At 50.6% G+C, this 19,571-nt stretch carries 24 protein-coding genes and 5 tRNA genes; 22 read left to right on the top strand and 7 right to left on the bottom strand.

What is annotated here, in order from left to right; translation table 11 throughout:
- Positions 1-41 precede the first annotated feature (41 nt).
- From ACFVSO_RS00890 to ACFVSO_RS00875, 4 genes are all read left to right on the top strand, one after another.
- On the top strand, positions 42-212 hold the full coding sequence (locus tag ACFVSO_RS00890) for a helix-turn-helix domain-containing protein (protein WP_387470510.1): 171 nt from the start codon (positions 42-44) through the stop codon (positions 210-212).
- A 96-nt stretch (positions 213-308) separates the two neighbouring features.
- Positions 309-1,139 (top strand): sugar phosphate nucleotidyltransferase, encoded by an 831-nt coding sequence (locus ACFVSO_RS00885; protein WP_387469109.1) that lies wholly within the window; start codon positions 309-311, stop codon positions 1,137-1,139.
- A gap of 113 nt (positions 1,140-1,252) precedes the next feature.
- Entirely contained in the window at positions 1,253-2,173 is a 921-nt protein-coding gene (locus ACFVSO_RS00880; protein ID WP_387469106.1) for an ABC transporter ATP-binding protein, read from the top strand.
- The gene (locus ACFVSO_RS00875; protein WP_387469103.1) at positions 2,166-2,957 is read left to right on the top strand and encodes an ABC transporter permease; all 792 of its coding nucleotides are present in this window, start codon (positions 2,166-2,168) and stop codon (positions 2,955-2,957) included. Before ACFVSO_RS00880 ends, ACFVSO_RS00875 begins: the two co-directional genes overlap by 8 nt.
- Positions 2,958-3,050: 93 nt before the next feature.
- Here ACFVSO_RS00875 and ACFVSO_RS00870 read toward each other — a convergent pair whose 3' ends face one another.
- The gene (locus tag ACFVSO_RS00870) at positions 3,051-3,485 is read right to left on the bottom strand and encodes a bactofilin family protein (RefSeq protein WP_387469101.1); all 435 of its coding nucleotides are present in this window, start codon (positions 3,483-3,485) and stop codon (positions 3,051-3,053) included.
- A 47-nt stretch (positions 3,486-3,532) separates the two neighbouring features.
- On the bottom strand, positions 3,533-4,579 hold the full coding sequence (locus ACFVSO_RS00865) for a M23 family metallopeptidase (RefSeq protein WP_387469099.1): 1,047 nt from the start codon (positions 4,577-4,579) through the stop codon (positions 3,533-3,535).
- Between the two features lie 301 nt (positions 4,580-4,880).
- Here ACFVSO_RS00865 and cls point away from each other — a divergent pair, with 301 nt between their 5' ends.
- The 3 genes from cls (at position 4,881) to ACFVSO_RS00850 (ending at position 6,748) form a co-directional block, all read left to right on the top strand.
- Positions 4,881-6,299 carry a cardiolipin synthase gene (cls, locus tag ACFVSO_RS00860; RefSeq protein WP_387469096.1) on the top strand — a complete coding sequence of 473 codons (1,419 nt, stop codon included), beginning with the start codon at positions 4,881-4,883 and terminating at the stop codon, positions 6,297-6,299.
- 81 nt (positions 6,300-6,380) lie between these two features.
- Complete coding sequence (locus ACFVSO_RS00855) at positions 6,381-6,563, top strand: hypothetical protein (protein WP_387469094.1); 183 nt, start codon at positions 6,381-6,383, stop codon at positions 6,561-6,563.
- Entirely contained in the window at positions 6,563-6,748 is a 186-nt protein-coding gene (locus tag ACFVSO_RS00850; protein ID WP_387469092.1) for an H-type small acid-soluble spore protein, read from the top strand. Before ACFVSO_RS00855 ends, ACFVSO_RS00850 begins: the two co-directional genes overlap by 1 nt.
- A 72-nt stretch (positions 6,749-6,820) precedes the next feature.
- Here ACFVSO_RS00850 and ACFVSO_RS00845 read toward each other — a convergent pair whose 3' ends face one another.
- Entirely contained in the window at positions 6,821-7,132 is a 312-nt protein-coding gene (locus tag ACFVSO_RS00845; RefSeq protein WP_387469090.1) for a dehydrogenase, read from the bottom strand.
- A gap of 197 nt (positions 7,133-7,329) precedes the next feature.
- On the opposite strand from ACFVSO_RS00845, the gene ACFVSO_RS00840 reads away from it, so the two are divergent.
- The 4 genes from ACFVSO_RS00840 (at position 7,330) to ACFVSO_RS00825 (ending at position 11,544) form a co-directional block, all read left to right on the top strand.
- Positions 7,330-7,938, top strand: a complete 609-nt coding sequence (locus ACFVSO_RS00840; RefSeq protein ID WP_119800626.1) for a DedA family protein — start codon at positions 7,330-7,332, stop codon at positions 7,936-7,938.
- 57 nt (positions 7,939-7,995) lie between these two features.
- A complete protein-coding gene (locus ACFVSO_RS00835; RefSeq protein ID WP_387469086.1) occupies positions 7,996-8,562 on the top strand; it encodes a thioredoxin family protein in 567 nt (188 codons plus the stop codon).
- A 3-nt stretch (positions 8,563-8,565) separates the two neighbouring features.
- Complete coding sequence (locus ACFVSO_RS00830; protein ID WP_387469084.1) at positions 8,566-9,210, top strand: MBL fold metallo-hydrolase; 645 nt, start codon at positions 8,566-8,568, stop codon at positions 9,208-9,210.
- Positions 9,211-9,297: 87 nt separating this feature from the next.
- Positions 9,298-11,544 carry a Tex family protein gene (locus ACFVSO_RS00825; RefSeq protein WP_387469082.1) on the top strand — a complete coding sequence of 749 codons (2,247 nt, stop codon included), beginning with the start codon at positions 9,298-9,300 and terminating at the stop codon, positions 11,542-11,544.
- Positions 11,545-11,635: 91 nt separating this feature from the next.
- Here ACFVSO_RS00825 and ACFVSO_RS00820 read toward each other — a convergent pair whose 3' ends face one another.
- Positions 11,636-12,187 (bottom strand): GNAT family N-acetyltransferase, encoded by a 552-nt coding sequence (locus ACFVSO_RS00820; RefSeq protein WP_387469080.1) that lies wholly within the window; start codon positions 12,185-12,187, stop codon positions 11,636-11,638.
- Between the two features lie 233 nt (positions 12,188-12,420).
- Here ACFVSO_RS00820 and ACFVSO_RS00815 point away from each other — a divergent pair, with 233 nt between their 5' ends.
- On the top strand, positions 12,421-13,074 hold the full coding sequence (locus ACFVSO_RS00815; RefSeq protein WP_387469078.1) for a nitroreductase family protein: 654 nt from the start codon (positions 12,421-12,423) through the stop codon (positions 13,072-13,074).
- 140 nt (positions 13,075-13,214) lie between these two features.
- Here ACFVSO_RS00815 and cmpA read toward each other — a convergent pair whose 3' ends face one another.
- Positions 13,215-13,358: a cortex morphogenetic protein CmpA gene (gene cmpA / locus ACFVSO_RS00810; protein WP_387469076.1), complete on the bottom strand. Its 144-nt coding sequence runs from the start codon at positions 13,356-13,358 to the stop codon at positions 13,215-13,217.
- An 82-nt stretch (positions 13,359-13,440) separates the two neighbouring features.
- Positions 13,441-13,803, bottom strand: a complete 363-nt coding sequence (locus tag ACFVSO_RS00805; RefSeq protein WP_387469074.1) for a hydrolase/acyltransferase — start codon at positions 13,801-13,803, stop codon at positions 13,441-13,443.
- Positions 13,804-13,920: 117 nt separating this feature from the next.
- Between ACFVSO_RS00805 and ACFVSO_RS00800 the strand changes: the two genes are divergently transcribed.
- The 7 genes from ACFVSO_RS00800 to ACFVSO_RS00770 all read left to right on the top strand — a co-directional run bounded on the left by ACFVSO_RS00800 (position 13,921) and on the right by ACFVSO_RS00770 (position 15,970).
- Entirely contained in the window at positions 13,921-14,400 is a 480-nt protein-coding gene (locus ACFVSO_RS00800; RefSeq protein WP_387469071.1) for a SprT family protein, read from the top strand.
- A gap of 26 nt (positions 14,401-14,426) precedes the next feature.
- Positions 14,427-14,502: transfer RNA gene (locus ACFVSO_RS00795), tRNA-Asn, on the top strand.
- Between the two features lie 6 nt (positions 14,503-14,508).
- Positions 14,509-14,599: transfer RNA gene (locus ACFVSO_RS00790), tRNA-Ser, on the top strand.
- 166 nt (positions 14,600-14,765) lie between these two features.
- Positions 14,766-14,840: transfer RNA gene (locus ACFVSO_RS00785), tRNA-Glu, on the top strand.
- A 45-nt stretch (positions 14,841-14,885) separates the two neighbouring features.
- Positions 14,886-14,961, top strand: a tRNA-Lys gene (locus tag ACFVSO_RS00780).
- 58 nt (positions 14,962-15,019) lie between these two features.
- Positions 15,020-15,102, top strand: a tRNA-Leu gene (locus ACFVSO_RS00775).
- Between the two features lie 286 nt (positions 15,103-15,388).
- A complete protein-coding gene (locus tag ACFVSO_RS00770; RefSeq protein ID WP_387469069.1) occupies positions 15,389-15,970 on the top strand; it encodes a GNAT family N-acetyltransferase in 582 nt (193 codons plus the stop codon).
- Between the two features lie 366 nt (positions 15,971-16,336).
- Here the strand turns inward: ACFVSO_RS00770 and ACFVSO_RS00765 are convergent, their stop codons facing one another.
- Positions 16,337-16,864, bottom strand: a complete 528-nt coding sequence (locus tag ACFVSO_RS00765; RefSeq protein WP_387469067.1) for an acetylglutamate kinase — start codon at positions 16,862-16,864, stop codon at positions 16,337-16,339.
- 309 nt (positions 16,865-17,173) lie between these two features.
- Here ACFVSO_RS00765 and ACFVSO_RS00760 point away from each other — a divergent pair, with 309 nt between their 5' ends.
- The 3 genes from ACFVSO_RS00760 (at position 17,174) to ACFVSO_RS00750 (ending at position 19,475) form a co-directional block, all read left to right on the top strand.
- Entirely contained in the window at positions 17,174-17,998 is an 825-nt protein-coding gene (locus ACFVSO_RS00760) for a MerR family transcriptional regulator (RefSeq protein WP_387469065.1), read from the top strand.
- Positions 17,999-18,113: 115 nt separating this feature from the next.
- Positions 18,114-18,542, top strand: a complete 429-nt coding sequence (locus tag ACFVSO_RS00755; RefSeq protein ID WP_387469063.1) for an NfeD family protein — start codon at positions 18,114-18,116, stop codon at positions 18,540-18,542.
- Between the two features lie 3 nt (positions 18,543-18,545).
- Positions 18,546-19,475, top strand: a complete 930-nt coding sequence (locus tag ACFVSO_RS00750; protein ID WP_387469061.1) for an SPFH domain-containing protein — start codon at positions 18,546-18,548, stop codon at positions 19,473-19,475.
- Positions 19,476-19,571 lie beyond the last annotated feature (96 nt).

Here is a 19,571-nt window from a genome sequence, read left to right as displayed (position 1 = left end):
ACCGACTATCTCGCAGTGGAGTGTAATCACTCTATTGCGAGATTTTTTTATCAGTACAGCTCGAGGGTAGGCGTCAGCGAATTCTCGATGCCGCTAGAGATATTTTTACACTGAGGAGCATTACTGCGACGAAGATGAGCGATATTGCTGAACAGGCAGGGCTCAGTCGGCTTCGCCTTAAGGATCGGATGCCCCCTTATCGACAAAAGTAGAGCCGTACCGTCTGCAATCGATGCCAAGAAACGACATGCTTCCTTTGATGCCTCAAGTATAATAGTACGTAATTTGGCGCTGAGGAGGATGTTGCATTGAAAATCGTCATGTTGTCGGGCGGACCCGGCAGAAGAGTATGGCCGCTATCCGATACCAATATGCCCAAGCAGTATCTCCCCGTCCTGGACGGACCGGGAGGGAAGCCGGAATCGATGGTTCAGCGATTATGGAGGCAGCTGCTGTCTGCTGATTTGCTGGAAAGCGCAAGCGTCGCGACAAGCATCGAACAAGCCCGATGGATTAAGGGACAGCTTGGTCGTCATGTGCCGCTGCTGGAGGAGCCGACGCAGCGGGGAAGCTACTCCGCCGCTTTGCTGGCGGCGTCCTATTATTATTCTGTAGCGGGGGTATCTCCGAATGAGACCATGGTTATGCTGCCGGTCGATATGTATGTGTCCGGAGATTTCTTTCATTGCATTCGCAGCTTGCCCAAGCTTCTAAGGGAAAATGAAGCGCCTATGATGATGGTGGGGACGGCAGCGGAATACCCCGGCACGCGCTATGGCTATATTCTCGCCGATCATACCGGGCTTGGCGATGAGTCCAGCAGCTATGATTGGAGAGTAAAGAGCTGCTGCGAGAAGCCGGGAGAGCAGGAGGCCGAAGAGCTTGTCAGGGCTGGAGCGCTATGGAACAGCGGTGTGTATGCCTTTCAGCTCGATTTTTTGTTGGGTAGACTTACGGAAGCAGCACTGCCGATTGATTATGAGGAGCTGTATAAGCAGTACTTCATGCTTCCGAAGCTGAGTTTGGAGGGTGGACTTGCATGCGATGCTTCGGTGGACAAAGCCGTAATCCAGTTTGACGGGCTTTGGGTAAACCTGAATTCATGGCGCACGTTGTCTGAACGAATCGCGGTGCCATGAATGATGAGAGATCAATGAACAATGGTTACCAATGATTTCCCCAATCGTATATAATGAGGTAGTTGGCTCGCTTTTTTCGGAAAGCCGGGCTATTGGAGGAGGGAATTACATAGATGGGGCAGCCTATTGTACGTTTGCAGGATGTAACAAAAAGAATTGGAAACCGAACGCTGATAGACAAGCTGACGCTTGATGTGCCATCAGGCGAGGTGTTCGGATTTCTAGGTCCGAATGGCGCAGGCAAAACAACGACCATCCGAATGATGGTTGGTTTGATGTCGATTACATCAGGAGATATACTTATCGACGGACATAGTATCAGCAATCAGTTTGAGAAGGCGATTCGGCATGTAGGGGCAATCGTCGAAAATCCGGAAATGTATAAATATATGACGGGGTATCAGAACCTGATCCATTTTGCACGTATGATCCCGGGCATAACTTCGCATCGGGTGAGGGAGGTTGTAGCCCTCGTCGGACTGGAAAGCCGTATTCACGATAAAGTAAAGACGTATTCGCTTGGCATGAGGCAGCGCCTTGGCGTAGCGCAAGCGATTCTCCATAATCCGAAGCTGCTCATTCTGGATGAGCCGACGAACGGACTAGATCCTGCGGGCATTCGCGAACTCCGTGACTACTTGCGTAATATGGCGCGGCAGGAAGGTGTCGCGGTCTTCGTATCCAGTCATTTGTTGTCCGAGATGGAGCTGATGTGCGACCGGGTTGCTATCATTCAGAATGGCAAGCTGATCGATGTACGTTCCATTCAGGGAACGGATAGAAGTGCTCAGATTGCACGAATCATCTTTGAGGTGGACCGCCCGGAGAACGCTTTGGAGGTACTGGCTGCATCAGACTTGACTGGAATCAACGAGGGTACAGGCATGGTTGCGGTTGAAGGAGACAAGGAGTTTGCAGCACATGTGAATGAACTCTTCGTTAAGAGCGGCATTAAGATATACGGCATTCGTGCGGAGATCAAGTCGCTTGAGGATCAATTTTTGGAGATGACGGGGGGCGAGGGCATTGGTTGATTTCATGAATCTCATTCGCAATGAAAACATGAAGATGTTCAGACGACCACGTCTGCTCGTCATGCTTGGCATCATAATCGGCCTCGTCATTGCGATATCCGCCGTTTGGTTCTCGGTGGACAAAGGTCAGACCGCCATGTGGGAAGTCGTCATTACGGAGACGATGTTCATCTACTGGATTATTACGATCTTTGCGGTCGTTGCCGCATCGAGTACGGTCGCTGAGGAATTCTCCTCGGGCACGATCAAGCTGCTCTTGATTCGGCCTTGGAACCGATCCAAAATTTTGTTGTCCAAATACATATCCAGCCTGCTGTTCGCTTTGTTCTTCGCTATTGTGTTTCTGGGAAGCTTGCTGCTTGTCAATTGGCTCTTCTTTGGACTATTCGGCAGCGGGACGGTAGATCGGTTAAGCGAGGTTACCGGCGTATCCAATGTGGAATATATGTTCAAGTATTTTGGACTGTTGTTTCTGAATACGATAATGACGGTTACGATTTCCTTTATGCTCTCTACCGTGTTCCGCAGCAGCATTCTAGCAATCGCGACGGCTCTCTTCATCGAAATCGTAGTCAATAACTTGATGCAGCTGCTGGCGTTTGTGAAATACAAGTGGGTTGACTATATCTTGTTCGTCCACCTGGATCTAACCAAGTATGTAGGCGGCAACGTATCCAATAACGGCATGACGCTCGGATTTTCACTGGCTGTGCTAGGCGTATACTACGTGCTGTTCATGGCGCTGACCTGGTATATCTTCAACAAACGTGATGTTGCAGCTTAATCGTATAACTAGTAGTCGCAGCACAAAGCAAGCCGCGCCGTTCTTCCCTTAGCGGGTAGAGCGCCGCGGCTTTGCGCTGTTCAGGACAGTGAATTAGCCGGCTTGTCGTGACTTCGACCTGTCATTCTTGCTATCCTGCTTGGCTTGGGATTCGAGCTCGGAGAGAGGCTTATGCTTATTGTCGGAGGTCAGCTCCATATGGCAGCTGCCGTTCAACATGCCGCCTTCCTGAATAATGAGCGAATGGGCTTTGACGTTGCCGACAAGCTGGCCGGATGCAGCAATAATGAGACGGCCTTTGGTCTCAATATCGCCGAACAGCTTGCCTGCTAGCGTCACGTCTTGCGCCATAATATTGGAGCGGGCCACCCCGCATTCCCCGATAATAACATCTCCCTTGCATTCGATATCGCCCCGGTATTCGCCTTCGATCCGCAGATTGGCTTCACTCACAATCTTGCCCTCGGCTATCGTGCCTTGCCCGATCAGCGTATCGGTCGCGATGGCGCGCTTATTCTCCTTGAACATGGTTGAAGTCCTCCTTCAGCATGGTATCTGGAACTATGAGGCCGTCCTCAGCTATGCTTCGCGAGAAATTTCAATGGGTTGACGGGCTCGTTTCGTTGCATAATTTGAAAATGAAGATGGGGGCCTGTGCTTCTTCCAGTGTTGCCGATCAGTCCGATCTTCTCACCGCGGACAACCTCATCCCCGACCTTGGCATCAATCCGCTTCAAGTGCATATAGGCGGTTTGAAGCTCTCCCAGATGGTCAATGACGATATAATTGCCCAGTCTGGCATCATACCCCGTATCGCTCACCGTTCCGTCGGCAGCGCTGAATACAACGTCACCAATCTCGCCGTCAATGTCAATGCCTGCGTGGAAGGTAGTTCTGCCTGTGAAAGGGTCATTCCGGTATCCGAACCCCGACGTCAGCCGCTTGGACCGGGCTGGCCAGAGGGAGGGATATGCATCAACCGTCGCCCTCTTGTGCTGGGCTTTGATCAGCGTCTGCTCCATGGATGCTTCCATGGCATCGACCATTTCGCTCAAAGCCTGGAAGTCTAGCGATGTATGCTGCGCAAGCATGGCGATCTGCATCGTGCTGCCGGGTGAAGCGATGTACGAAGGCGTCTGCCGCTCCGAGGAACGATTGGCTAGCGTCTGGACCATTCCGCTGACAGGCTTGCCTGACCCTGCCGACGGCTCAGCGCTGGTGGTATCGATAACGGAGCCTCCGTATTTCTCGATAAACAGCTTAAGCTTGCTCTCGAGCTCATCAAGCTCGTTCATTTTAGTCTTCATCTCTTGCGCTTGGCGCGACAACTCCAGTAGCTCTTGCTGCAGGGAGACGATCGCTTCATCCTTCCCGGCGATGACCTGATCCATCCCGGTAATCGTTTGTGTGAATTGTGCAGACTGGGAGAAGAGCTGATCCTCCAGATGCCTCAGTTCGTAAGCGGCCTTCAGTTGAAGACCGGCAATGGCGCCAGTCACCGCAATCGCTGCGGCTACGGGAGCGACCACGACTGATCGCTTCGATACGGAGAATTGCTTCACTGTCTTGTCGGCGCCGCGCATCACAACAAATGACCATGTTGGCCTCCGCGCTCGTTTCACTGGTTTACTCCTTCCGGCCGGCAGTATAGTCGTGCAGAACGTTCTATGACTATTTATTCTTGGAAGCTATAAAACATACCAGAAAACTTATTCCTACCTACTGGCATAACTAGATATCCATAGGCGGTTACTGATAAAAAAGGTTGCGAGGAAGATGAGGCAAAATCATCAAGCTCACGCCGAATTATGCTTGTCCACCCTGAAAAAGGACAAAATGTTGCCTGAATTGCATACATGGGAAGCAGGGGGCTTAAACTAAGCATCGGCGTTTGAACGAGCGAGCGGAGAAGAGGTGACATGCGTGGCGGGATGGCTGTGGGGACTTATCGTGCTGCTTGTGCTCTATACGGCCCAGCTGGCAGTCGTGCTCACGATGGAGCACAGGCGTCAGGCGCATTTGACAGCCTGGATGCTGATTTGTATGGCATGTCCGTTCGTCGGCTTCGCTGCCTATCTTCTAATTGGAAGAAGAAAGCCTGAGCACGTTATCCGTTCAACAGGAATTCGTTCGGCGAGCAAGCGGTTTGAGCTGTCGCAAGCGCGATCGACAATTGGTCATAAGGAGAGGGTGACCAGCCAATTGGTGAAGTCGCTGAGCGCACTCGCCGACTATCCCGTAACGGGACATAATCGTACGAAAATCTTGACGAACGGAGAAGCTACATTTGAAGCGATCCTGCATGCTATGGAGTCGGCAAGGGATCACATTCATTTGGACTACTATACGATACGCAATGATGGGATCGGGAGAAGATTTCTTGATATTCTGACGGATAAAGCCCGCAAGGGCATTGAGGTCCGGGTTGTCTATGATGGGATAGGCAGCATGAAGCTGGATGATGAATATGTCCAGTCCCTGCATAAAGCGGGAGCTGCTTACGCATGCTTCGCCCCGCCAAGATGGACGTTGCTTGATCGGAAGCTGAACTATCGCAATCATCGGAAAATCGCCATCATCGACGGCAGGATTGGTTTTATCGGCGGGATTAATATAGGTGATGAATATATCGGACTTGATCCCAAGCTCGGCTTCTGGCGGGATACGCATATCCAGGTGCAGGGCGACGCGGTCCATTATTTGCAGGAGACGTTCATGCAGGATTGGCAGCTCGCCAAAGGGGAACGCTTGGAGCGCCTTGAGCGCTATATGCCGGAGACAACGATTACGGATGGGGAGCGGGTGCTCATCGTACCCGGTGAACCTGGCACGAATGAGCAAGAAGTCGTCGGCGCTTTATTCGCTGCGATGTCCTCAGCCCAAAGCCGTATCTTCGCGGCCACGCCTTATTTTATCCCTGATCCTGCCATCGCCATGAGCTTGCGAATCGCAGCTGGAAGAGGGCTGGATGTGAAGCTGATCATCCCCGGAATTGCGGATTCCAAGCTCGTGCTGCTGGCATCATTATCGTATGTGCATGATATGCTGGAAGCAGGAGTGCGCATCTTTCGATACCAGAAGGGCTTTATCCACTCCAAGGTGCTGATTGTAGACGACGAGCTGGCATCGGTCGGCACCGCGAATTTGGATATGCGGAGCTTGTACAGCAATTATGAGATGCTGGCCCTGCTGTTCGACGAGAAGCCGATCCGAAGGCTGGAGCATGACTTTATGAACGACCTGGCGCATAGCGAGGAGATTGACCTCAAGACCTTCGTTCAGCGGCCTGCCAGGCAGAAAGCGGCGGAAGCCATCATGCATATTCTGTCCCCGCTGCTCTGACGATGAATGAGCCGGGACATAATGGGGTATATTTTTTTCGTAGGAAGATCATAATTCCAGCATAACCAGGAGGCGAACTCAATGAGCGATCAGCATGACACGGAGAAAAGCGCTGAACCGTATCTCGAAGGGCGGGACGCATATGACATGGATATAGACCGTATGGTGAACGAGGGATTGGGCGGAGGCCAGGTTACGATTCATAACGGCTTGATTGCCGAGACAACCACTGACACCATGGCGGAAAATCCGGAGGATCTCTAATGGATACTGCAAGAGCCAAACAAATTTACGAATCCAAAGGCACGCATGCCGTTCATCTGGAGGGCGATTCCGTCTGGATCGAAAATGTGGATGAACAAAATGGAATGGCGACCGTTACGGTAGGCAACAATCCCCTTAACACGCAGACCGTATCCGTAGATCGGCTGCAAGAAGCAAAAGAATAGAAACAATAGGTAAAGCCCGAGTAAGCGGCCTGCGTGCCGCTGTTCTGCTCGGGCTTTTCCATGTTATCCGGATTAACCGCCGTAAGCTTCACGGAATGCTTCGCATAGTCTGAGTCTATCCACTTCCCAAAGCTCGGCGATTTCGGGGCTGACGTTGTCCTCCCACCAATCAGCCTGTACTTTGCGGTTGCTTCGGTTCTCGAATATCCAGATCAGGTTGGCGGCTACCTTTTTGACATAAATCGTTTCCGCCTGCTCCATCTTGTCCTTCGGAATCCATACCTTAAGTCGCTTGGCGGCGCGGTACAGTTCATTGCTGCAGGACCTTCGGATTTTGCGAGCCGACGGATAGGCTGAGGCATGCTTCTGCGCATTAGGCTTCAAATGAACCGACTCCTCTCCATTCCCAATGTATGCGCCGCCGGTATGGTTGGTCACGGGCCTATCAAGTGAAGTCATATTGGCATTAAAAACGCATAGGACAGGACAGGTTCCAGAGTGGAAGGCCGCCGCCTGCATATGATAGAATAGGAAGGGCGATTCAGCATGCTTGGACCGCAAATCAGAGATGGAGGTATCGCATGGATAGTTGGATTACCGATTTCATGGAACAGTTCGGCTACTGGGGCATCTTGCTGATGATTGCCCTGGAAAATCTGTTCCCGCCGATTCCTTCTGAGGTCATTCTTACATTCGGCGGATTCATGACCACGTATACGAGCTTGACCGCGCTTGGGGTTATCGTGGTAGCTACATTGGGTTCCTTGATCGGAGCTATTATTTTGTTCTATATCGGCCGTTTGTTAGGTGTTGAACGCCTGGAGAAAATTGTGGACCGCTGGGGCCGCTTCTTGCGCGTGAAGAAGGAAGATATCCGCAAGGCAGACGCCTGGTTCGACAAGTACGGTTACTGGGCTGTATTCATATGCCGAATGATTCCGCTTATCCGCAGTCTCATCTCTTTGCCGGCCGGCATGTCGGGCATGAAGATTATGCCATTCCTGTTCTTCACCACGATCGGAACGCTGATCTGGAATACGATCCTTGTTACCGTAGGCGCGGCTGTTGGTGACAACTGGACCGAGATCGTTCATTTTATGGATGTATACTCCAATATTGCGTATGCGTTAATTGCGCTGGTAGCTATTATTGTATTGATCTTGTATATTCGCAGAGCACGCAAGTTTTAAGTATAATAGTACAAATGACAACCTTCATCTACACAAGATAAAGAAAGAGGGATACATATGAGTAAAAGCGTGGCAGACAAGCTGGGAACAGGCATTAGCCCGCAGCAATTCGTGGATGGCATGACCAAGAACAAGGAAGCCTTCATCGGCTGGATGGAGCAGTTCAGCTGGACTTCTAATGAAGACCGTCAATTCTTTGAATCGCTGAATAACCGCGATAATCTGAGATGTCTTATTCTGATGGCAGACTGGTGCGGCGACGTCGTTCGCAACATTCCTGTTGTATTCGGCGCGCTGGAAGTCAGCGGAATACCTACCGAAGTACTCATTATGGAAGAAAATCTGGATACGATGGACCAATTCCTGACGATGGGCGGCCGTTCCGTGCCGATCGTGATCTTTGCGGACAATGGCGGCTCCGTGCTTGGGCAATGGGGACCTCGTCCGTCTTATGTGCAGGAGCCGATGGTGGAATTCAAGAAGGCGAATCCGGATCGCGAAGCGGCGGATTACCAGGACAACCTGACTGTAACCCGTCAGGAAATTATGCGTCGTTATGGCGAAGGCCCGGGCTATCAGGCCGATGTCGTAAGAGAGCTGCGCGAATTGCTGGAGTCGTTCTAAGCGATGAGCGGCACAACATTCAAAGTAGAGACGTTCACGCTGGGCCCTTTGCAAACCAATGCTTTTCTCCTAACCGTTCAAGACGGCGAAGGCGAACGGGGTTTTATTATTGATCCAGGCATGATTCCCAGACGACTGCTGGAGCGCATTCAGGGAATAAAGATCGAAGCGATCGTGCTTACGCATGCACATTTCGATCATATGGGCGGCGTAGACGAAGTGAGGAAAGCGGCGGGTTGTCCGGTCTATATTCATGATCTGGAGGCGGACTGGCTGACTGATCCACGCAAGAACGGATCGATGCGCTGGCAGGATGTGACGCCTCCGCTATCGACCGATGCGGCGGAATATGCGCTGGATGAGGGGCAGAAGCTGGAGCTCATCGGCCATACCTTCCGCGTGATGCACACGCCAGGCCATTCGCCGGGAAGCGTCAGCTTGCTGTGCGGGGGGCATTTGTTCTCGGGTGACGTGCTCTTCAGGCAATCCGTTGGCAGAACGGATCTGCCAGGCGGCAAGGAGCGGGATCTATACGATTCCATCCGGAACAAGCTGTACGTGCTTGACCCTGAGACGATTGTCTATCCGGGCCATGGCGGCAGAACGACGATCGGATTTGAGAAAGCGAACAATCCCTATACGGCTTAACGACGGAAGCATTTCTGAAGGCGGTGAAGGCCCCTCGGGAATGCTTCTTAAGGCTTGCCGAATCGAAGCAAAGGATGGTGCTGAAGGATGGCAGACGCGACAAAATGGCCGGCAGGCGAATCCATAGAGGAGCAGGGCGGCAAAACAAAGCTTACGTCGGAGGAGAAGGAAGCGGAGAGCGCCCGCATCATCTCGGGTATTGCGGCTCAGTTGTCTATTCCATTGACGAAAGTGAAGTCAGCTGTATCGCTGCTGGACGAAGGAAATACAATTCCATTCATCGCCCGTTACCGCAAGGAGATGACCGGCGAGCTGGATGAAAACGATCTCAGATCGATCGAGGAAAAGCTGCAGTATATGCGTAATCTGGAGGAACGCAAGCGTGAGGTTATCCGTCTCATTGATGAGCAAGGCAAGCTGACGGATGCGCTGTACACTTCCATACAGAGCTCAGCCAAGCTGCAAGAGGTGGAAGATCTGTACAGGCCATACCGGCAGAAGCGGAAGACGAGAGCCAGTGTGGCGAAGGAGCGGGGGCTGGAGCCGCTTGCGCTGTGGCTGTGGTCGCAGCCACGCCAAGGCGATCCGCTAGCCGAAGCAGCACGGTATGTGAGTGAAGAAAAGGGTGTGCCGACGGCACAAGATGCCCTTCAAGGCGCCAGCGACATCTTGGCGGAGAATATCGCGGACGATGCGGCTATTCGGTCATGGGTTCGAAAGTTCACGTTCGACCAGTCGCTGCTGCGTACGGAAGCAAAAAACGCAGATACGGAATCCGTATACGAGATGTATTATAAGTACCAGGAGCCGGTTCGCAAGCTTCCTCCTCATCGGATACTGGCTATCAACCGCGGCGAGAGGGAAGAGGTGCTGCGCGTAGCTTTCGATACGCCTGCTGACCGCATACATGAGCATATCAAGCGGAAGCTGCTCAGAAACGGGACTGCTCCTGCCGTAAGCGAAGTATTGGAGACTTTAATCGAGGATGCCCATAAGCGTCTGATTGCACCATCGATTGAACGTGAGGTGCGCGGTGAATTGACAGAGAAGGCCGAGGAGCACGCCATTACGATCTTCTCGGAGAACCTGCGCAACCTGCTGCTGCAGCCGCCTGTCCGCGGACATGTTGTGCTGGGTGTCGATCCCGCTTTCCGGACGGGCTGCAAGCTGGCGGTTATCGATGACATCGGCAAGCTGCTGGATGTAGCGGTATGTTATCCAACGCCGCCGAATAACAAGGTGGCCGAAGCAGAGAAGCTGGTGAACAGCTTGATTGACAAGCATAAGGTGGAGCTGATTGTAATCGGCAACGGAACGGCATCCCGCGAGACGGAGCAGTTCATTGCAACCTTGATTGGCAGCCGGAAGCAGTCTGGCAGCCTGAAGTATATTATCGTCAATGAGGCTGGCGCATCCGTCTATTCCGCTTCCAAGCTGGCCCAGGAGGAATTCCCGAAGCTCGACGTTGCGGAGCGCAGCGCCGTGTCTATCGCCAGACGGCTGCAGGACCCGCTGGCAGAGCTGGTCAAGATCGAGCCGAAGGCGATCGGTGTCGGGCAGTACCAGCATGACGTCAGCCAGAAGCGTCTGGATGAATCGCTTGGCGGCGTTGTGGAATCTGCGGTTAACCATGTGGGCGTTGATGTGAATACGGCTTCGGCTTCGCTGCTCTCCTATGTAGCAGGAGTCAATGCCACGCTTGCGAAAAATATCGTGAAGTACCGCGAGGAGAACGGACGTTTCGCGAAGCGGGAGCAGCTCCAGAAGGTGCCGAGACTCGGCGCCAAATCGTACGAGCAGTGTATCGGCTTCCTGCGTATTCCCGACGGGGGGAACGCGCTTGATCGCACACCGATTCACCCTGAGTCCTACGAGGTGGTTGATCGTTTGTTGCGCGAGCTGGAATTGAAGGCTGACACTATCGGATCAGAAGCAGCGCGTGAGCGGCTGCTGGGTCTCGATGCGGCAGAGATAGCCGCCAGGCTGAATGTTGGTGTGCCGACACTGCGGGATATTATAGACAGCTTGCTGAAGCCAGGACGAGATCCGCGCGAGGAGCTGCCAGCACCGATCTTCCATACGGATGTTTTGCAAATCGAGGATTTGTCTCCCGGCATGGAGCTTCATGGGACTGTGCGCAACGTTATTGATTTCGGCGCATTCGTCGATATTGGCATTAAGAATGACGGCCTTGTCCATATTTCCCAGCTTAGCGACAAGTTCGTTAAGCACCCGATGGATGTCGTATCGGTGGGCGATACGGTGACCGTATGGGTACTGAGTGTCGACTTGAAAAAGGGACGCGTCAGCCTGACGATGAAGAAGCCGGACTGAATCAGCGCTTCGTATAATTCATAGCTATGAAGTATAACAATAGGACAGCCTTCTGGCTGTCCTATTGTTATGGGCCTACGGTTTGCTTGATTCATTCGAGGGAATGAGAGTCATCGAATTCCGACTTCAACAGACCGAAGACGAGCTCGTCATGCCGCTTGCCTTGTGTGAAGATCATGCTTCTCAGACGGCCCTCCAGGGTAAAGCCTAGCCGCTCTTGCATCCCTATAGAGCTTTCATTGAAGCCGTAGACGCTCGCAACGGCTTTCTCATATCGAAGCTCATGGAAGAAGTAGCGAAGCAGGAGTAGAGCGGCCTCAGAAGCATAACCCTTGCGCCAATGGTCGCGGAAGATGGCGACGCCGTATTTGAATGTCCCGTTCCGGCTGTCACAGCTATGGGCGCTGATGCATCCGACCAGCTCGCCATCCAGATTTTCTATCGCAAGCATAATGGAATCTCCGGATGCCCTCTTTGCCGCTGTCTCCTCCGTCCATTGCCGGGTTCCTGCCTCGGATCTCGGGAAGTAGATGGAGTCGGAAGACCGGGCGCTATCCGTATCCTGATCATTGTCGTGGAATTGGGACCAGTCCTCCGCGATAATTGCACGTAACCGGACGGCTCTACCTGTCCAGCAGTTCATGGCATTTCCTCCCTTGTGCATACTACCTACACCATACTATAAGTGAAGAAGCATGTCTTGCTTATAAGCGTTTATTACAATGATCTATTGATGCGTCAAATTGATTGAATAAATCAATTAGTAATTTCAAGTAAGTTAATTGACAAACGAATGTATATCGAATTATACTGTGATAGAAAAAGTTACAGTTTAACTATACAAATATAGAAAACAGGATTTGGGGAGGAAATAATATGTCTACAGAAGTGAAAGTGGAGAATGCGGTGGATGCTTCGTTCTTCGAGGTGCTGCAGGGACGCCGCTCCGTGCGCAAATACGACAGCAGCGCTGTTATATCGGATAGTGAAATTATTGAGCTGCTGAAGTTAGCTACGTTGGCTCCGTCGTCCTCCAATATGCAGCCGTGGCGTTTTCTCGTTGTAACTGACCCGGAGCTTAAGCAGAAGCTGGTTCCGATTGCGAACAATCAGCAGCAAGTGGGGGAAGCCTCGGCAATCGTATTGATTTTGGCTGACCTGGAGATGTATAAGCTGGCAGGTCCGATCTATGAGGCTGCATTCGATGCGGGATATATGACCGAGGAAATTAAAAACCGAATGATCGAAAACTCCACCAAGCTGTATTCCTCCATACCTGCTGAACGCTTGAAGGAGATTGCTGTATTCGACACCGGTCTGGTTGCGATGCAGCTGATGCTGGCTGCTCGTTCGAAGGGCTATGATACCGTGCCAATGGGCGGCTACAACCGCGAAGAGGCGGCCAAGCTGCTTGGCGTATCCAGCCGTTATCTACCGACGCTCATGCTGCCAATCGGCAAAGCTGCGGCGCCTGGTCATCCGACAACACGGCTGCCAATCGAGCAGGTTGCGTTTTTCAACCGCATGTAATCTAGAAACGTGGTTACAACTAATCATTATAAAACGTACAAACCCGGCATCTCCGATAGGAGGCCGGGTTTTGTGTGCCCGCAGCTGCGGGGCTCATCTGCACGCGATACGATGCGAAGCCGATGTATGGATTGGGTTTGTCATTGCATGACCGAACCGCTGTCCTGTTCTTTCGGAGCTTGCTTGGTGCGGTAGAAATACCAGCAATCGTTCAGCAGCTTGATCTGCCGGCGGTCCTTCTGCTGGAATGCGCGCATCAGTTGGTTGCACAGCCACTGCGGCATACGCATCGTCCTCCTTCCGGGCCTAACCTGTTGTTCTCTTACCATATGGCGGAGGGCGAATGTCCGTGCAGGTCCAAGCGAATTAGCCTAGCTGATCTTCCTCATATTCTTCGTACCATTGCTCCAGTTGAGCCTGAAGCGCGCGAATTTCAGTCAAAAGCGAGATAAGCGGATACGACTTTTCTTCAATGCCGGCAAAGTCCTTCTCCAGGCCGTTAATATACTGAAGGCCTCCAATGATGGAGATAGAAGCCTCATGCAGATCGACGTTGTCGCACTCAGCAAGTGCATACGGCAGGCTTGGCACGCGGTCTGCCGTCAATTTATCGATTTCTTTATGGAGCCGCAGATTCAGCGCACTTAGCTGGTACGCGTGAGATGCCGGCATCTCGACGAAGGACAGGGTATCCTTTTCTTTCATTAATACATAACGCATGGTAGCCATGATGGTGTAGCTCTCCCCTCGGTTTTGCTGCTCAATTTCTTGCAACGTATCATCATTCCTACTTGACAGTGTAGCTTATACACGCGTTAAAATTCAAGTAGTTGGGGGAGGCTAAGTATGGATAATCAAGCTTTGCAGCAATGGGTGGAGCGGGTATCGCTGGAATCATTCGGCAGGCCGTTTCTGCACCAGGCTACATTTAACGGAAGGCTGAAGGCAACAGGGGGGCGGTACTTTACCCGGTCCCATCATATCGAGATTAGTCCGCATCAGCTTGCTGCATTTGGCATGGAGGAGACGGAGAAGATTATTAAGCATGAGCTGTGCCATTATCATCTCCATCTAATGAAGCGGGGCTATCGCCATCGGGATGCCGACTTCAAGACGCTGCTTGCGCATGTGGGGGGCTCCAGATATTGCAATTCGCTTCCGGAACGATCGGCAAGAAAAGCAATGCCGTTCAAATATAGGCTTACCTGCGTTCGTTGTGGCATGGAATATTTACGGAAACGGAAGGTCGATCCTGCGCGTTATGCTTGTGGTAAATGCAGGGGGAAATTAAAGCTGTTTTTGCTTGACAAGGAAGACGGGCCATGATAAATTATTAGAAGTCACTTTAATATTCCCTGATAGCTCAGTTGGTAGAGCACTCGACTGTTAATCGAGTTGTCACAGGTTCGAGTCCTGTTCGGGGAGCCATTTCCTGGAGAAGTACCCAAGTGGCTCAAGGGGACCCTCTGCTAAGGGGTTAGACTGCGTAAGTGGTGCGAGGGTTCGAATCCCTCCTTCTCCGCCACATTTTTTTCTCAGGACTCATGCGTAAGGAGGCCGAGCATCGGTCTTTTTTATTTGTCTCAAGTTCGGAGACATGAATGATCTGAAAAAATGCTTGCATTATGCAGGATAAGTTGATATAATCGTTCTTGTCGCAAAAATGCGAAGGCAATAAACTTGCAACATATGGCCCGTTGGTCAAGGGGTTAAGACACCTCCCTTTCACGGAGGTAACAGGGGTTCGAATCCCCTACGGGTCACCAACCATCCTCTAAGAAGCAGCTCTTATGAGTTCGTTTCCGTCATGAGAGCCATTAGCTCAGTTGGTAGAGCACCTGACTTTTAATCAGGGTGTCGAAGGTTCGAGTCCTTCATGGCTCACCAGTTTTCTTCTTCCCTCGAAGACAGCTGGCGATGAAGGGATAGGTACAACTTCAAATGTGCGGTAGTGGTGGAATGGCAGACACGCTATCTTGAGGGGGTAGTGGGTGTATACCCGTGGAGGTTCGAGTCCTCTCTACCGCATACAACGAAAGTCCTTGCGAAAGCAGGGGCTTTTTTTATATGACTAGATCAAAAAATGGAGTTAATTGGTTATGTTTATTTTAACTATTTAATTGAATCAAAGCTTGTTCTTACGATTTCATCTGTAGTTCAAATTAATAATACTGAAAACGTCTGAAACGTTAGAGTCCTCTTGCTAAGGGCTCTTTTTTCATTTTTTCTGAGAAAGCATGTAAACCTTCATTATAGCTATTCACGACCACAACAAGTCATCTCCATGTGCTAACATGGGAGTGAGGTGGAGTAGATGGATATAAGCGGCGCTAAGATAAGGTTATCGCGAATAGCAGTTGATGATCTGGACTTTATATGCGATATCGAATGCAACACTGAGCTTTGGCACTATGAAGAAGTTGTTCAATCAGATCGAGAAGCTGTGCGCCAGTCTTATATGGATAAGATCTTTAGCGAAGACAATGAGCATCATGATTTTGTCGTCTACTTGAAGACTGACGACATCCGAATACCGATTGGTCTGGCTCAGATATGGCGTTATAACGAATACAGAAAAAGCTGGGAAATTGGTTTTGCGATTCTTCCTCCATATCATGGACAAGACTATGGAACGGAGGCTGCTGGGCTGTTGCTGAGGTTTGCCTTCGAAGAGCTGAAAGCTCATAAGGTCGTTGGAATGTGCAATGCCAGAAATTCGCATTCCGCAGCGCTAATGGAGCGGATTGGCATGACGAGGGAAGCGGTGTTCAAGGAAGAGCTATATTGGCGAGGGCAATGGACAGACCAATGTTATTATTCCATCTTGGAGAGGGAATATATCGCTGATGGTCGTGGAGAGCATATCGCAGAAGCGGGAAAAAGAGCAGGAAGTTAAAAAATTTTCACTTCTAAAATGATAAACCGCTGCTTAGAATAGAAATTAGAGAGCGAGGTCATCGCTCTCTGTTCAAGACATTATGAGGCGGCATGTCCTCCGAATGATGTGGAAGAAAATGACTCGTCAGGCCATCAACCAATGGCGAGTTATTTTCGTTTCAAGTAGCTGAGTAATGCAAGAAGAAAAGTACCAAGCATGATGACTTCCACAGTTGTATACGTCATTCGGCATCTCTCCTTTCCTGGGAGGGAATGCCACTTCAGGCGTCTATACTTCATAATTATGGATATTTTATGAAACTAGAACATATTTTTTAAGCCGTGGGGACAGAGCCCCACGGCTTTTTTCGTATTATTCGACATATTAAAATACGGAAGGAAACTGCCGGATAATTCCGTGTGTCATCATGTCGGCCATTCCCAGCGCTTGGGCTTCAATCTGATCGCTTAACGCAATGTTTTGCTTATAGTTACCTGCAAGGCGAGTAGCAGCTTCTTCAGCAGTCAACTTCAGATGCTCGTGGAGCATTCTTCTCCACTCTTGCTCGGACCAGTACGGATTAATTTGGCTTAAAAATAATACGAGAGCATCCGCATTGGCATACCAGCGCTTATTGGCATCTTCGGCGGCAGCTGTATTGCCGGCTTGCAGCGCTTTGACGAGTTCTGCTGCAATAACGAGATGTTCCGTAAACAGCTGGTCAAATCTCGAAGCTATTGCTTCACCGTACAAGGGCTCTAAAAGCACAGCAAAATCTTTGGGATTGCGCAATAGCCTCGCTGTCGTCAACTCCTCGTCCGGCAAACGGCCCACGATACTGTTAATCGTTAGGCGGGTCCAATAAATATGCTGCTCCCATAAGGTTCTGACTTTCTGATCAAGTTCAACCATGGATGATGTCCATGAGTGTGAGTGGCTTTGTCTGCAATAGTAATACTGAAGCGGATAATATCCATACATGCTTCCGATCGCACGCTCCTTCAATAGATATAGCAATAGTGTATAGGCGAATAGCTAATATGGTGCATAGGGGTCATTGTTTTATGAATAGAATATGATCGCCAATATTTCATTTATATGGTAGGATGATTTTGGCATATGCCAATTAAAGGGCTGTATAAAGCCCTTTTTTCTATGTTTTTGTTGACACTTCCGTTACGTAAGAGTGTACATTGGCTCGTGAAAGGGGATGGAAACACCATGAAAATGAAAGAAGTATGCAAACAAACGGGCCTTACGGAACGGACGATCCGCTATTATGTGGAAGAGGGACTCGTGGTACCGGAGGTTTCGGTCCGCAATGGGCGGGAGTACCGTGAGTATTCGGCGAAGGATGTGGAAGAGCTGCATACGATCGCCGGACTTCGGAAGCTGTTTTTTACCATTGATGAAATTAAGGATATGCAGCAGCGGCCGGAACGTATCCAAGAGGTGCTATCGGCATACAAGTTAAAGCTGGCCAATGATGCGAAAGCCAAGGCGGCAATTGTGAATGCACTGAACGGTATTGCTCCGGGCGAGTTGCGGGATGTGGCAAGCATAGCAAGCAAGCTAAGGGATATGTCCGAGAAGCTGCCGTTGCCGCAGAGGGACATTAATCCGAACTTCGGGAAATTCGAGCAAGGAACGAAGACGGAACGCGAGCAGGAATACGGCCGGTTCGTCGAACGGCAGGCGAAGCAATTTAAGCGGGGGAAAACGATTGTCTACTCAATTGCGATATCAAATATATTAATGGCGGTCGTTTCGTTTTTCTTGAATTTCAATATCTTATGGCTAATCATTCAGATTATACTGGCCATATGCTTGATCTCAGGGGTAACATGGGTACGCTATTTGTTCGCTGTCGGTGCGGCGCTGGCGGTATTCTTAAGTGTACAACTGCTCGTATTGAGTGTAAGTGAAGGACTTATTGGTTTTAGCATCTATTCGATAGTTGTAATTGCCTACTCCGGAATAAGCAGCTTCCTTCTCTTCAAGAGTGAGGCGGTAAGCGAGTTTCTATATGCGCAGAAGAATGGCTGACACTCTCCCCTGGAGAGTGTTTTTTTATTTCTCTTTTTTTCGACATTTCCCGGGCAATTCAGCAGGTCTTAGCCTCTTTCATGCCGAATACACTTATTTGAAGGGGAGGGATAAGATGGACTTGTGGTTAATTTGGCTCATCGTAGCGGGAGTGCTTATTGTAGTTGAAATGCTTACGCTGACCTTTTATCTCTTATGGCTGGGCGTCGGCGCTTTGGCCGCGGCAATTGTCGATGTCATTTATCCGGATGCTTGGCTTCTTGAAGTCATAATTGGATGCATCGTCGCATTGCTGCTTACCGTATTTACCAAGCCGCTCACCCGCCGATTCCAAGTCGGGAAAGGGTTCCGGGATGCTGTCGATGAATTGGTCGGAATGCAAGGAACCGTGCTTGAAGCGATTGATCCGGATACGCCGGGCATTGTAAAGATCGGCAGCGAGACGTGGAGCGCCAAGTCGATCGAATCGATCAAAAAAGGTGAGGCAATCATTGTCATTAGCCGTGGAAGCGCCTTTTTGCAAGTAAACAAATGGGGGGGTTAAGCTATGGGTTGGACGGTAACGATTGTTATTGTTGTGATTGCGGTTGTATTCATTGCGATGTCGGTGAAGATTATTCCTCAGCAGAGAGTCGGCGTTGTTGAACGTCTGGGCAAATTCAGCAAACTGCTGACGCCTGGCATCAATATTCTGATTCCGATTATCGACCATGTGCGAACGTACCACGACTTGCGTATTCAGCAAGCTAACGTACCGCCGCAAACGGTTATTACGAAGGATAACGTTCAGGTCAAAATCGATACGATCATCTTTTATCAGGTGACGGGACCTGAGCAAGCTACATATGGAATTTCGGATTATGTATACGGCGTGCGGAACATCAGTACCGCAACGATGAGACAGATTATCGGCAAGATGGAGCTCGACGAGACACTGTCGGGCCGGGAGAAAATCTCTTCGGATATACGGATTGCACTGGATGAAGCGACGGAGAAGTGGGGCGTCCGGATTGAACGTGTTGAGGTTATTGATATTCAGCCGCCAACCGATATCCAGGATGCGATGGATAAGCAGATGAAGGCGGAGCGCAGCAAGCGCGCCTTGGTTCTGGAAGCGGAGGCCGCGAAGCAGGATATGATTCTTCGCGCGGAAGGCGACAAGCAGAGTAAAATTCTAAAAGCAGAAGGCGAGAAGGAAGCCCGTATCCGTCAAGCCGAAGGTCAACGACAAGCCCAGGAGCTGGAGGCGCTTGGCGAAGCGAAGGCGATTCAATCCATCGCCGAAGCGGAGAAAAATCGGATCGAGCTGCTGCGTGCTGCGGGTCTTGATGAGCAAGTGCTTACATATCGTTCCCTGGAGGCACTCTCCGACATTGCGAATGGAGCGGCTAATAAGGTGTTTATCCCGACGCGTGCTGTGGAGACGCTTGGCAGCATAGGAGCAATCGGCGATATGTTGAGGGAGAGCAAAAAGTAAGAATGCCCTAATGAACAGCTTCTCTCCAAGACGGCCAATCTTGGAGGGAGGCTGTTTTCGCTGACGGATCATCTGACAAAAATCGAGAAAATTCTG

This window comes from Paenibacillus sp. NPDC057967, assembly GCF_042887015.1.
In the GTDB taxonomy this organism is placed as follows: domain Bacteria; phylum Bacillota; class Bacilli; order Paenibacillales; family Paenibacillaceae; genus Pristimantibacillus.
Note: the sequence above shows the minus strand (reverse complement) of the source record. Positions and strands in the feature narration are given on the sequence as shown.